We start from the raw sequence: 13932 nt of genomic DNA, 5'->3' as shown, positions 1-13932 counted from the left end.
ACTTGAACCGTGTTGCGGCGGATCAGAAACCGCCGCCGCGGTGCCGTGCTGTCCGACCCGTCGGCCTGGCGCCCGAAGGGGCGCTGACGCGACGAGCCACCGTCGGCGTGCTCTTGGCCGGCTGGGCCGCACTCGAAACGGTTGGGGTGGAGGAGATCTGCAGGTTGTATCCACCGCCGCCACGGCGGCGGGCGGTGCGGCCGGTGGAGCTGCCGCCGGAGGAGCCGCTGGAGCGGCCGATCGACGGCGTGCCCCGCGAACTGCCGATGAATCGGGTCGCGCCGCCGGAACTGCGCCCGCTGCTGTAGCCCCGGCCGGCGATCACCCGGCCGCCGTTGTTGGTGTCACCGACCCGGATGATCCCCGGGCCGTACCCGTAGCCATAGCCGTACCCGTAGCCATAGGGGAGTCCGTACCCGTACAGCGACGATTGGTAGCCGAACCCGAATCTGGAGTAGGGGTATCCCCAGCGGGAGTAGCCGCCGAAGAACGGATCGTAGAGCCCGCCGTAGCCGAGCCACGGCTGGTTGCCGAGATCATCTTCGGAGGCGAGGGCGAAATGCTCCGGATAGCTCCGCGCGATCATCATGTCGATGACGTCCTCCGGGACGCCCGCATCGGCAAGCTGCACGAGCCGGCCCGCGTCGACCTCGAGGGGGCTCTCGTGTTCAACGACCCAGGCCTCGACCGCCTCCGGATCGACGTTCTGCGCGGCCTCGACCACATCCTCGACCGAGTAGCTGCCGGAGGCCGCGAGCCGCATCGAGCGCACCGCCAGGCTCCGGTCGGCCGCGATCTCACCCAGGCCGACGGCGTCCGCCTCACTCTGCATCGCGAGCCGATAGCGGGTCACCCAGGTCAGCTTCGCGTCGTCCACCGTGACGACGCGAGTATCGATCCAGACCTCGGGCGAGATCATCGCGAACATCCCGCTCGACGCGCGTTCCACGCCACCGTCGCAGGTCTGGTCCACCCGCATGAAGACCCGGCCGGGTCGCGAAGCGAAGGCTACGCGCCGCGAGCCACGGCATCCCTCGAGGCTCGACTCGCGGGGCTGTCCGTCCGCCCGCACGACCTCTCGCGAGGTGATCTCGCCGTCTTCCACCCAGACCATCTCGACGCCGGCCTCGCCGGCGCTCGGCTGGAAGCAGAGGAGCGATTCGGGCGCGTCGGCCGTCGTCGAGGTGCGGACGGGCTGCCAGCATCCCATGAAGGCGAGCCAGCGCCCGTCCATCTCCTGTGCCGCCAGGTTCGCGAGCGGTCCGGCGGTGAGCATCGCGACGGCGGCGACGAGGAGGGCGGGCCCGATTCGGGCGAGTCGCGGTTCATTCATGAGACTTGACCTCGATGTTTGTTACAGCCGCAGCGAGAAGCCGAGTGCGGCGCGGAGACCCGTCAGGTCGATCGGATCGAACCCGACGAAATCGTTGCCCATGTCCGCACTGGCCCAAGAATAGCGGGCTTCGGCGGTGAAAATCCACCGCAGCCCGAGCGAGTAGTCGAAACCGGCCGTCGCGTAGGCGAGCGGCGAACCGTCGCTCGACGCGAAATGGTCGACGAAGATGTCCAGGGTCTCGTAGTCGACGAACTCGCCCGACTGCTCGAATTCGTACCAGACAAAGCCGACGCCGCCGCCCACGAAGGGGGCCCACTTGGCGGGGATCCAGGCGAGATCGCTGATGCGGCGACCCCGCTCCGTCAGGTAGGCTTTCAACCCGACGGTAAAGGGGACGCGTCGGAAATTCGTCGTCTGCAGGATCGGCAGGTCGTCATCGCCGATGAAATCGCGGGATTCGGAATCGATCTCGCTGCTCTCGTATCCGAGCCCCAGCGAGAGGTCGATTCGGCCGGCGAGCCGGATTCCCAGATCGCCGGCAATGGCGGCGGAGTTGAAGTCGCTCTTCTCGACGGTGAGTTCGTCGCGCGTGAAATCGAAGATCTCGCCCTCCGCGCGAGGCATCGCGTACCCGAACCGCAGCCCCAGCGTCACGTTGGGATGGCGGAAGAGAAAGTCCTGCGCGAGGGCGATGTCCGCGGCCCAGGCCCCCGCCAGGACCGCGAGACCGACCGCCATCGAGAACCGTCTTGCCTGGTACGTCACGCTCCCCCCTTCTGTCGGCGCCGAGAGCGCCGAACCCCGTTCTTCGACCTTCCACCCCCTAACACGAGGCAATGGCCCTTCGGGTCACATCTGGCGGGAGGTCGTGGTTACCGGACGATCACGGAGGCTTCCTGCTGGACTTCGCCCCCGCCCGAATCACGCGCCGTGACCGTGAGCGTCGTGCTCCCCGCGGCGACGGCGACCACGGTCAGAGTGCTGCCCGAAGCCTGGGCGGCCGCCACGAGGATGTTCGCGGTAGCCGCGTCGAATTCCAACTCATCACCCTCGGGGTCGGAAAAGTACTGCGACAGGTCGATCCGTTGCGCCTGCCCCGCCGTAAGGGTCAGGGCCGGGAGCGACCGCACGACGAGCGGTGGCTGATTCGGCACGTTCACCGCGAAGTTCTGCACGGCCTCCCCGCCGGCCGTATCGCGCGCGACGATGGCGCCGGCGGCCTGGCCCGTGGACACCGCGACCACCGTCATGATGTTGCCCGCCACCGACGCGCCCGCCACGAGCGCGTTCGTCGTAAAGGCTCCGTACGCGAGCGGATCGCCGTCGGGATCCTGGAAGAAGGCGGACACGTCCACCGTGACGTGGTCGCCGGCGGCGATGGTGATCAGCGGCACCATCCCGACCGGCACGGGCGCCTCGTTGAGCGTCGCGGGTTCCATCGGCCCGTCCTCGCTCTCGACGCACGCGGCCACCGCCATGACGCAGAAGGCCGCCGCGGTGCAGGCCCATACTCTTCCAAAACGCAGGTTGTCACGTATCATTGTTTTTCTCGTCTTCCTGTCTTGATAAGGGTTCAGTCCCGCCCGACGTTCGCCGCGAGAGTCACGGCAGCATCATCGCCGCGAGACCATCCGTCAACTGGATCATGACGTACTGCTTCCCCTCGTGGACCCAGCTCGACATCCCGTAGCGGGTGTTACCGGGAAGCTCCACCTGCCCGACCCGCTCGCCCGTCCGTTTGTCGATCGCGAACAGGTGTGGGGTCCCGTCACTCGTCTGCCCCGAAGCGAGCAGGAGCGTGGGCGTCGCCACCATGGCCGAATGGCCGCGACGGCCCTCGTTCGGGTTCACGTCCACGCCCTGCAGCATCGGGTGATCGCGAATCATCGCCTGCCGCCGCTCCGGCGCGTCCCCGTGGGGGATCATCCACAGGTGTTCGCCCGTGTTGACGTCGATCGCCGTGATCCGTCCCACCGGCCCCTTCCAGATCCGCAGGCCCTCGACCGTTGCCTGGTCCGCCGTGTTCTCGGTCACGACACCCGTCGCGCGCGAGAACTCCGAGTGAGTGACCCCCGTCTGGTCGGGGCCATCCAGGTCCGACTCCATGCCGGGCGCCACCATCACCGGAGAGCACCCGCTCGTCGAAGTAACGAAGACGACGCCATCGACCGGATCGGCGACGGGGGGACCCGTGATGTTGGCTCCGCCTCCGCCGCCCGGACAGATGAGCGCCGGGCCGTCCCCGTCGGGGTTACCGACATGCGTGGGCGGGTTGAACAGCGGCGCGAAGAGGTCGTTCTCGCGCGCGTACTCGAGCGCCATCTCGCGCAGTTCGGGCGTGTAGTCGATGAGACCCTGCTCGGTGCGACCCTGCAGGTCGTACGGCGGCGGCAAGGTCGGGTGCGGCTGCGTCGGAGAGAGCCTCTCGCCCGGAACCTTCGAGGCCGGCACCGGCCGCTCCTCGATGGGCCAGATCGGCTCGCCCGTCTCGCGGTCGAGGGCGTACAGCCAGGACTGTTTCGTGGCCTGGAAGACGCCCTTGATCGGCCGTCCGTCGACGACCACGTCCATCAGAATCGGGGCCGTCGGCGTGTCGTAGTTCCAGATGTCGTGGTGGACGAACTGGTAGTGCCAGCGGCGCTCGCCCGTCTCCACGTCGAGCGCGATCATGCTCGTGCTGAACAGGTTGTCGCCGGGGTGGAAGCCGCCGTAGTAGTCGATCGTGGCCCCGTTCGTGACCACGTAGACGAGGCCCAGTTCCGGGTCCGCCGACAGCGGCGCCCACGCCGAGACGTCTCCCGTCCACTGCCAGGCGTCGTTCTCCCACGTCTCGTGCCCGAACTCGCCGGGGCGCGGGATGACGTGGAACTTCCACTTCAACTCACCCGTGCGCGCGTCGTAGCCGAGGATGTCGCCCGGGACCATCTCCTTCCGCGTCTGGTTGTAGCCCTGCTGCGCGGAGTTCCCGATCACCACCACGTCGTTGACCACGATCGGCGGTGAGGAGGCCGTGATGTAGCCGATCTCGAGCGGCATCCCCTGATCCGGGTCGTATTCCTGGTTCAGGTTCTCCCACGGTCCCCACCCCTCGATGAGGTCCGCCACCATATCCACGGTCCCCGAGGACGGGAATCCCGGCAGCGGCACCGCCTCCCCCCAGTTGTCCAGCGGTTCGCCCGTCTCCGCGTCGAGCGCGTAGAGGAAGAACCCGGGACTGATGATGTACACGATGTCGCGTCCATCGACCTCGGCGTACGCGACGCCCTTTCCGTATGCCTTCCGCATCGAGTACTCGTGCCGCCACGTCATCGGTTCGGTGAAGCTCCAGAGGAGTCTTCCGGTGGAGGGGTCGAGGGCGATGACATGCCGGTTTTCCCCGGTCACCGTGATCAGTTTCCCGTCCACATAGGAAGGCGTGGCCCGCGCGGTACTGGGCCCGAAGCTCGAGGCGTCCCATCGCCACGCGATCTCCAGGTCCTCGAAATTGGAAGCGTCGATCTGCGTCGCCGGAGTGTACCGCGTGTGCCAGGCGTCGCCGCCCAGATAGGTCCACGCGGCGCCCTCGACGCCCGGGCCCTGCGCCGCGAGCGGGCTGCCGGGGATCACCCCGAACAGGAAGGGGAGAAGAACGGCGCAAAATCGCCGGGACCGCGAACTCGAATCGTGGTTCATCATACCGTCTGTCCTCGCTGTGCTCACTTCTGCCGCGCTCGGGATGTCGCCGGCACGTTAACACTCCATCGTGGACGGACGTTTCGTGGGGCGCAACGGCTTCTTGCCCCGAAGGGCAGTTCCTTCGCAATCTACCTGTGAAAGAGGGGACGAACCCCGGCGCTCCGGAGGAGGAACATCTCATGCGTGGATCGCGCGATCGCTCGAGCCATGCCTGGTCGCGTTCCGCGGCCCTGGCAGTCCTGATCACACCGCTGACCCTCGGTCTCGCGTTCGGCTCTCTCGCCGCACAGGGGCCGGCCTCCAACGGTGCCCACGGCCCGGAGGCCGACGTCACGTTCTCGAAGGACGTGGCCCCGATTCTCCAGGCGAACTGCCAGATCTGCCACCGGCAGGGGTCCGTCGGCCCGATGCCGCTCCTGGACTACCGCGACACGCGCCGCTGGGCGTCCCGCATGAAGGAGTTGGTCTCGAAGCGGCTCATGCCGCCCTACCACCTCGACACGGGGGTCGGGATCCAGGACATCAAGGGTGACTGGCGGCTGAGCGACGAGGAGATCGAGACGGTCGTGGCGTGGGCGGACGCCGGCGCGCCGGAGGGCGATCCGGCCGACATGCCGCCCGCGATCGAATGGCCGAACGAGCAGAAGTGGCAGCTCGAGGACGTGCTCGGCCCGCCGGATCACGTGATCAAGTCGAAGCCGTTCGACGTGCCCGCCGAGGGCGGCGACACCTGGTGGCGTCCGCGGGTCCCGACCGGACTCGACGAGGACCGCTGGATCATGGCGTTCGAGACGCGGCCTTCGTTCCCGGCCGGGCGTCAGGTCGTCCACCACGCCATCCCCCGTCTGCTGCGGCTCAACGAAGAGGGAGAGTACCAGCGCATCCAGAGCCTGTCGGAGTACGCGATGGGCAAGATCGGCGAGATCGTGCCCACGGACGCGGGACGGCTGTTGAAGGCGAACGACATGATCGAGTGGGACGCCCACTACTATCCCATGGGATATGAAGTCGACGACGATCAGGTCGAACTCGGGATCTGGTTCCACCGGGAAGGGTTCGAGCCGGAGTTCACACAGGATCTGAGCCTGTATCCTCTCCGCGGCGACATCGCGCTGGCGCCGGGAGGTACCGCCATGACGCAGGGGTTCCACCGCTGGGACCATCCGGTGAGACTCGACAGCTTCCAGCCGCACGGGCACGTGCACCTGCACGCGATGTCGATCCAGGCGATCTATCCCGACGGCAAGGTCGAACTCGTCAGCATGGTCACGGACTTCGACGCGCGCTGGCACCACAGCTACATCTATGAAGACGATGCGGCGCCGCTGCTCCCGACCGGGACGGTGCTCGTCATGACGGGCTGGTACGACAACTCGGAGGAGAACGAGCTGACGCCGGATCCGGAGATCTGGTACGCCCGCGGCAGCCGGACGGGCGACGAGATGTCCCACGCGTGGCTCGCCGTGACGCACCTCTCGGAAGACGGTTTCGAGCGGTTGGTGGAGGAGCGGGAGACGCTCACCAGCGACGACGACGCCGACGACGGCAACAACGACGGCAACAGCGAGAACTGAGCCGAGCCATGCGTACCGGACGTCTCGCGGCCGCCCTGCTCGCCGCGCAGCTGGGGGCGGTCGCGCCGACGGCCGCGCAGCAGGTACAGCGGCTGCCGCTCGCGCCCATCCCGCCGAAGGGCGAGCCGGTGGCGCCGTTCTTCGAGGGGTGGTACCGGAACGACGACGGCACGTTCACGCTCTCGTTCGGCTTCTTCAACCTGAACACCGAGCAGATTCTCGACATCCCCATCGGCGCGGCGAACTCCATCGAGCCGGCCGAGTTCGACGGGGTGCAGCAGACGCACTTCCCGGTGCGGCCGCGCCGGGATCGGGGCGTGTTCTCGGTCACCGTGCCCCCGACCTGGGAGGACGGAGAGCAGCGGGTCGTGTGGACGATCACGGCGAACGGAGTGACCTATTCCGTGCCGGGGCGCGTGGGAGTCTCGGCGCTGCAGCTCGACTACGGGCCGCGCGCGATGGGGTCGGTGCCGCCGATGGTGCGCTTCGACCCGGAGGGACCCGAAGGCCAGCACGTACAGGGCGTCTGGGGGGAGCCCCGCACGGCGAAGGTCGGGGAGCCGCTGGCCCTCCAGCTGTGGACCGACGAGGTCTCCGTCCGTGATCCCGAGGACCTCGTGAACCAGGAAGTCGACGTCGAGGTGACCTGGTTCAAGCATCAGGGCCCCGCCGGGGAAGTGTCGTTCGAACCGTGGCAGATCACGATCGCGGGCGGGACCGGCGAGGCGACGACGGCAGCCGTGTTCAGCGAGCCGGGCGAGTACGTGCTGCGCGCGCGCGTCGACAACTGGGGCGCGAACGACAGCACCGGCGGCGACCAGTGCTGCTGGACGAACGCCTACGTCCGGGTGACCGTTACCCCCTGACGCCCCTTAGCCTCCTTGACGAGGCTAAGGTGTCCTCGCTCGATTCGAGCCTGGGCCAACCTACGCCGCGTCCAATCACCCATTAGCCGGGAGAACGGCTCTGTGAAAACTAATTCCGAGACTTGGAGCATCGAGGACATCCTCAAGGAAGTGAACCATGCGCAATTGGCTCCGAACCCCGAGTATCAGCGTGGTAAAGTTTGGACGATTCCGCAACAACAGATGCTCATAGATTCTCTTATGCGTGGATTCCACCTTCCCGTCTTCTATTTTCACGTAATAACAACACCGTCTAGCAGCCCGTGGCAAAAGCGCGCTGCGGGCCACGGAATATGATCTCGGCAAAGTCGCGGCGGATTGTTGCGCCGGAGGGGCCGGTGCCGCGTTTGGGCGATTGTCGGGCCCGCGCGGGCCGGAGGTGGCCGAGAACGCGCGATTTCGGGCGGAAAAGGGCCGAAAAGGCGATCCGGAGGCCTCCCGTTCGGAGCGTGGACGCACTTCGGCCTTGAAGGCTTCTCGGCGTCCCATAGCCGAACCGGCTCCGCATCAGGAGCCCGAGGTTGAACCCGGCCGCGTGCACCAGCATCCGCTTGCGGATGTTCTCGTGCCCGCGCAGGTGCGTCCGGCGCATGCCGCCCGTGGTGAGCAGGTGGGCGAAGGCGCGCTCCAGCTTCTCGCCCCGCGCCCTCAGAAGGCGCTTGCCCCGGGCACCCCGGATCCGGCGCCGGTTGGCGTAGGTGGGCTTCTGCGCGGCCCGGTCCCGCTTCCAGCTCCGCCGCCCGCGGTTCGGCTCGCTCACGTAGCCCCGCACCCCGAGGCCGGCCAGGCGCTTCATCGTCGCGTTCGAGTGGTAGCCCTTGTCGCACACCAGCTCCCGCGCCTCCAGACCCAGCCGCTCCAACTGTCCGCAAGCCTCACCCACCGTCTGCGGCAGCGAGGCGCAGTCGCCCCCCGTCGTCGGCTGCACCGTCAGCCCGCACACCGCCCCCGAGCTCATGTCCACCGCATGCTCCAGCTTGTGGCCCATCCGCGTCCGCCCGTCCTTCATCTTCGTGATCCGCGCGTCCGGGTCGTGCGGGTGCTCCCAGTCCTCGTTGCTCCCCTTCCTCGGCCGCTTCCGGTCCAGCTTCGCCAGGTCCGCCCTCGTCGGCGTCTCGATCCCCGACGCCTCGGCCAAGCCCTCCAGGAACAACTGGTATCCCTCCCCCGTGTCCCGCCGCACGATCGACCGCATCGCCGCGTTCCCCTCCAGCGTCGTCGAGTCGATCCCCAGCGTCTTGCCGCTCAGAAGCCCGCTCTCCTCCAGCAGCTCCAGCACCCGGGCGAACACCGCCTCGTGCGCCTCCACCGGCAGGCGCCGCCGCGTCCGCGACACCGTCGAGTGGTCCGGCGGGTTCTCGTCCAGCTCGTAGCCCAGGAACTCCCGCAGCGACAGAGACTCCGCGCACCGCCACGCGATCCCGCGCTCCGATCCGATCCCCTCCAGATACCCCACCACGAGCATCCGGAAGTACACCCCCGGCGGGATGCTCGGACGGCCCAGCCGCTGAGCGTAGTGCGCCGCGCACGTCTCCTCGCACCACCCGTCGAACCCCGCCGAAGCCAACAGCCCCTCCAGCGCCCGGTAGAACGGGTGCCCCGGCGCCCGGATCCTCTCGGCCGCCACGAACAGCGCCTTCTGCCGCCCGCCCCTCCGCCGACCCATCGCCATCGTCAACCTCCCCAAACCGCCAGTCGCCTCTTGTCCCGCCCACAATCTAACCATCAACATCGACGCGGGACATCGCGACTTTTACCACGGACTGCTAGGGCGGGTGGAGAGAATACCCGATACGAGATCATCGATGGACAGCAACGAATCAACGCGATAGTCGGATACCGTAACGGCGATTTCTCACTGCTCGATCCGATGTCCCCGGGCTCCCGATTCCCACGTCATTTGAGAACGAGAGGATGTGAATGGGCGGGCAAGCCGTTCAATAGACTCTCGGCTAACCTCAAAGCTCAGTTTCTAAACAGCACAATACCTGTTGCGGAGATAATCTCTGCGGATGACAATGAAGCGCGCGATCTCTTTATACGACTGCAGGGTGGGGCGGACCTGACCGCGCAGGAACGGAGAGATGCCCTCCCGGGCGAGTTCGGCGAAGCAATCGTGGAGATTGCCGGGCGGAAGGGAAAGGCAGGCGGTCACGAGTTGTTCAGTCGCGTGATGGGTATGAACCCGGATCCTGCGTTGGCGCATAGTCGGGCGGCCTGAGGGCGATTATGACCGGCGGTTGTGGCGACTTGGCGCGGGCGGTGGCGTTTTCGGGGCCGGACCGGGCCTCGGCGGAGGGCCGGCGGGGCTCGGGAGGGGTCCCGAACGGCTCGCGGAGACACGGGGAGTGGGCGCCGCCGCGCGGCGCCTTCGGAAAGCCGGAGTTGGGGCCGGTCAGATTTAGGCGGGCGCGGGCGGCGGGAGACCCCGCTCGATGGCCCGGAGCGCCGGTCGCAGGAGGCCGAGGGCCGGTTCGGCGCGCGCGAACCCGAGCGAGGTTCGGCGGGCGTGGGAGGTGATCCTGGCGGGGGCGCGCAGCAGGCGCAGCCGGATGCCGCGCGGCTGCACGGCGCGCCAGCGGCCGCCGAGGAAGTTCGCGCGCAGGATGTGGAGGAGTTGGTAGGCGAGCACGGCGAGGCTCCACAGCAGGGCGTTGCCGCCGAGGTCGTCCACCGCGGTGCGGCCGGCCGAGAGCTGGCCCAGCTCCTCGATCCGCTGCTCGACGACCGCGCCCGCGTTGTAGGCGCGCCACGCCTCGACGGGGCCGATGCTCCCGATGTTGGTCAGAACGTCGGCGCTCATCGTGGTCTCCCACGCCGCGAGATCGAGTTCTCCCTCGTCCGGCCCGACCCGTCTCCGCCTCTCGACCGAGAGAAGCCGCGTCCCCCACAGCTCGCCGGAGGCCGTCCTCAGTTCCCGGTCCCCGGCCTCGTCCCGGGCGGCGGTCTCCCAGGCGCCCCGGAAGCCGTCGAGCCAGGCGTGCCGCGGCACCTTGAGCAGATAGGACACGCCGAGCTCCTCCATGCGCCGCGCGATGGACTTGGAGAAGAACCCCTTGTCCAGCCGCACGGTGATCCGCCGCACCCCCGCCCCCCTCAGGCGGGCCACCAGCTCGGCCAGCCACGCCTCCGCCCCCCGGGCCGTGTGCGCGCCCCCCGGCCGCCAGCGCACCCCGAGGCAGTCGCCCGTCTCCAGGACGTAGGCCAGAAGGGGGTGGTGCGAGGGGCGGCCCCGCTTCTTCGGGTTGTAGCCCCGCTCCGCCCCGGCCTGCTTCAGCCCGTAGCGCACCACGACGGTCGAGTCCATGACGATCGTCGCCGACCGGGGCGCCCCGCCGGCCAGCTCCCAGCGCCGCCGCACCATCCGCCACAACAGCTCGTCCAGAAGCGGCGACAGCACGGCCGCCGAACCCCGCAACCAGCGCCCGAACGTGGCCGGGTGCGGCACCCGCGCCCAGCCGAAGATGCGGCGCACGCCCCGCCGCTCCAGAAGCGGCAGGTCGTCCATCGCCCCGCCGCCGTACAGGAGCAGCACCACCCACGACTCGACCATGAGCGATGGCCGGTAGCGGCCGGGGACGTTCCCGCTCCGCCGGTCGATCCAGCCGCCCAGCCCCAGCGCGTCCCACAGCTTCCGAACCACGACGAGGCCGCCCGCGTCGGTGATCCGCCCGCCGCCCCCGCGGACCCTCAGCGCGGCCGCCGATCCTTGCACGTGCGGGCGCGGTCCGGTATAGTCGTTTCCACGCACCATTCGGGTGTCCTCCGTTCCGGGGTGAACTCTTGTTCAGTCCCTCTGAACGTAGGGCCCCGGGCGGTGCTTTTCCATAGTCCGAAACTATGATCTCACTATCGTCAAGGCCTCCACGGCCCGGCTACGGCCGCCCTCCCGGACGAGCCCCGCGCCCACGATCGCAGGATCCGGGTTCAACCCGGATCCTGCGTTGGCGGATAGTCGGGCGGCCTGAGGGCGATTATGACCGGCGGTTGTGGCGACTTGGCGCGGGCGGTGGCGTTTTCGGGGCCGGACCGGGCCTCGGCGGAGGGCCGGCGGGGCTCGGGAGGGGTCCCGAACGGCTCGCGGAGACACGGGGAGTGGGCGCCGCCGCGCGGCGCCTTCGGAAGGCCGGGGCCGGGACCGGTCAGGCGGGTGCGGGCGGCGCGAGCCCCGTGGCGATGGTTCGGAGCGCCCGCCGCGGGAGGCCGAGGGCCGGTTCGGCGCGCGCGAACCCGAGCGAGGTTCGGCGGGCGTGGGAGGTTATCCTGGCGGGGGCGCGCAGCAGGCGCAGCCGGATGCCGCGCGGCTGCACGGCGCGCCAGCGGCCGCCGAGGAAGTTCGCACGCAGGATGTGGAGGAGTTGGTGGGCGAGCACGGCGAGGCTCCAGAGCAGGGCGTTGCCGCCGAGGTCGTCCACCGCGGTGCGGCCGGCCGAGAGCTGGCCCAGCTCCTCGATCCGCTGCTCGACGACCGCGCCCGCGTTGTAGGCGCGCCACGCCTCGACGGGGCCGATGCTCCCGATGTTGGTCAGAACGTCGGCGCTCATCGTGGTCTCCCACGCCGCGAGATCGAGTTCTCCCTCGTCCGGCCCGACCCGTCTCCGCCTCTCGACCGAGAGAAGCCGCGTCCCCCACAGCTCGCCGGAGGCCGTCCTCAGCTCCCGGTCCCCGGCCTCGTCCCGGGCGGCGGTCTCCCAGGCGCCCCGGAAGCCGTCGAGCCAGGCGTGCCGCGGCACCTTGAGCGGATAGGACACGCCGAGCTCCTCCATGCGCCGCGCGATGGACTTGGAGAAGAACCCCTTGTCCAGCCGCACGGTGATCCGCCGCACCCCCGCCCCCCTCAGGCGGGCCACCAGCCCGGCCAGCCACGCCTCCGCCCCCCGGGCCGTGTGCGCGCCCCCCGGCCGCCAGCGCACCCCGAGGCAGTCGCCCGTCTCCAGGACGTAGGCCAGAAGGGGGTGGTGCGAGGGGCGGCCCCGCTTCTTCGGGTTGTAGCCCCGCTCCGCCCCGGCCTGCTTCAGCCCGTAGCGCACCACGACGGTCGAGTCCATGACGATCGTCGCCGACCGCGGCGCCCCGCCGGCCAGCTCCCAGCGCCGCCGCACCATCCGCCACAACAGCTCGTCCAGAAGCGGCGACAGCACGGCCGCCGAACCCCGCAACCAGCGCCCGAACGTGGCCGGGTGCGGCACCCGCGCCCAGCCGAAGATGCGGCGCACGCCCCGCCGCTCCAGAAGCGGCGGGTCGTCCATCACCCCGCCGCCGTACAGGAGCAGCACCACCCACGACTCGACCATGAGCGATGGCCGGTAGCGGCCGGGGACGTTCCCGCTCCGCCGGTCGATCCAGCCGCCCAGCCCCAGCGCGTCCCACAGCTTCCGAACCACGACGAGGCCGCCCGCGTCGGTGATCCGCCCGCCGCCCCCGCGGACCCTCAGCGCGGCCGCCGATCCTTGCACGTGCGGGCGCGGTCCGGTATAGTCGTTTCCACGCACCATTCGGGTGTCCTCCGTTCCGGGGTGAACTCTTGTTCAGTCCCTCTGAACGTAGGGCCCCGGGCGGTGCTTTTCCATAGTCCGAAACTATGATCTCACTATCGTCAAGGCCTCCACGGCCCGGCTACGGCCGCCCTCCCGGACGAGCCCCGCGCCCACGATCGCAGGATCCGGGATGAAACCTCAGACTGACCGAGGACAGACCCGGCAGTTTGCCGCGCAGCTGTTCATAATTCTCGACGCTTATGAATCAGATTACAAGTTCGCTGATTTCAACAAACCAGCGATAGATCAGTGTTACTACGACAATATGGAGCTCGATGAGCACCTTGCGACGAAGGAGCGTTTGGTTCACATATTAGATGAGTTGTATAAGCGTTTGTCGAGTTGGGATGGGCCCAAACTTCCCAAACATCTGATAATCCACTTAGTCTTGATGTGGCATCAGTTCGAGTCGAAATTTGTGGATCGCTGGAGACAGGATGTGGCGGAAAATGTTCGTGAGTTCATGAGGGAAGTTGCGGAAGGACAGAAACGTTTCAGGGACGGAGAGGTGACGGAGTCTTATTCGGGGTACGGCTCGCTCACGCGAAGCAATGCGGATCGGGGTGACACGATTCGACGTCGGCACCGATTCTTCATGGAGTGGATGAAGCCGCGGCTGCAGCTGATCCCCAAGGATCCGAAGCGATCGTTTGACCTTTGGGAGCGGGAATACGTGTACCTATCGTTCAACGGGCGCTGTGCGTACTGGGACAACCCTGAGGTATGTGGGGACGACTCGCGTATGGCCTTCAAGGAGGCCGAGGTTCACCACGTTGAGCCGCATAGCGAGGGTGGGAAGACGGACTTCGAGAACGGGGTTCTAGTGCACAGGGGGTGTCACGGAAAGATCGGCACGAAGGTGATCCCGGTGACCGGAAGAGGAGCTGTGGGAGGGGGACAATAAC

At 68.3% G+C, this 13932-nt stretch carries 10 protein-coding genes; 3 read left to right on the top strand and 7 right to left on the bottom strand.

The window, feature by feature from the left end; genetic code table 11:
• Positions 1-22: 22 nt before the first annotated feature.
• From ACPXY0_RS12940 to ACPXY0_RS12925, 4 genes are all read right to left on the bottom strand, one after another.
• Positions 23-1333, bottom strand: coding sequence for a hypothetical protein (locus tag ACPXY0_RS12940; RefSeq protein ID WP_423925191.1), 1311 nt, complete (start codon positions 1331-1333; stop codon positions 23-25).
• Between the two features lie 21 nt (positions 1334-1354).
• Positions 1355-2074, bottom strand: coding sequence for a hypothetical protein (locus tag ACPXY0_RS12935; protein ID WP_423925189.1), 720 nt, complete (start codon positions 2072-2074; stop codon positions 1355-1357).
• Positions 2075-2208: 134 nt separating this feature from the next.
• Entirely contained in the window at positions 2209-2877 is a 669-nt protein-coding gene (locus ACPXY0_RS12930) for a hypothetical protein (RefSeq protein ID WP_423925187.1), read from the bottom strand.
• A gap of 61 nt (positions 2878-2938) precedes the next feature.
• A complete protein-coding gene (locus ACPXY0_RS12925; RefSeq protein ID WP_423925185.1) occupies positions 2939-5011 on the bottom strand; it encodes a PQQ-binding-like beta-propeller repeat protein in 2073 nt (690 codons plus the stop codon).
• A 179-nt stretch (positions 5012-5190) separates the two neighbouring features.
• Here ACPXY0_RS12925 and ACPXY0_RS12920 point away from each other — a divergent pair, with 179 nt between their 5' ends.
• Together ACPXY0_RS12920 and ACPXY0_RS12915 are read left to right on the top strand one after the other, a co-directional pair.
• Entirely contained in the window at positions 5191-6585 is a 1395-nt protein-coding gene (locus tag ACPXY0_RS12920; RefSeq protein ID WP_423925183.1) for a c-type cytochrome, read from the top strand.
• A gap of 8 nt (positions 6586-6593) precedes the next feature.
• Positions 6594-7451, top strand: coding sequence for a hypothetical protein (locus tag ACPXY0_RS12915; RefSeq protein ID WP_423925181.1), 858 nt, complete (start codon positions 6594-6596; stop codon positions 7449-7451).
• Positions 7452-7743: 292 nt separating this feature from the next.
• Here the strand turns inward: ACPXY0_RS12915 and ACPXY0_RS12910 are convergent, their stop codons facing one another.
• The 3 genes from ACPXY0_RS12910 to ACPXY0_RS12900 form a co-directional block, all read right to left on the bottom strand.
• Positions 7744-9162, bottom strand: coding sequence for a transposase (locus ACPXY0_RS12910; protein ID WP_423925179.1), 1419 nt, complete (start codon positions 9160-9162; stop codon positions 7744-7746).
• 729 nt (positions 9163-9891) lie between these two features.
• Positions 9892-11244, bottom strand: a complete 1353-nt coding sequence (locus ACPXY0_RS12905; RefSeq protein WP_423924679.1) for an IS1380 family transposase — start codon at positions 11242-11244, stop codon at positions 9892-9894.
• Positions 11245-11632: 388 nt separating this feature from the next.
• Positions 11633-12985: an IS1380 family transposase gene (locus ACPXY0_RS12900; protein ID WP_423925177.1), complete on the bottom strand. Its 1353-nt coding sequence runs from the start codon at positions 12983-12985 to the stop codon at positions 11633-11635.
• A 172-nt stretch (positions 12986-13157) separates the two neighbouring features.
• Between ACPXY0_RS12900 and ACPXY0_RS12895 the strand changes: the two genes are divergently transcribed.
• Entirely contained in the window at positions 13158-13931 is a 774-nt protein-coding gene (locus tag ACPXY0_RS12895; RefSeq protein ID WP_423925175.1) for an HNH endonuclease, read from the top strand.
• Position 13932: the final 1 nt, after the last annotated feature.

This window comes from Candidatus Palauibacter sp. (assembly GCF_965237495.1).
In the GTDB taxonomy this organism is placed as follows: domain Bacteria; phylum Gemmatimonadota; class Gemmatimonadetes; order Palauibacterales; family Palauibacteraceae; genus Palauibacter.
Note: the sequence above shows the minus strand (reverse complement) of the source record. Positions and strands in the feature narration are given on the sequence as shown.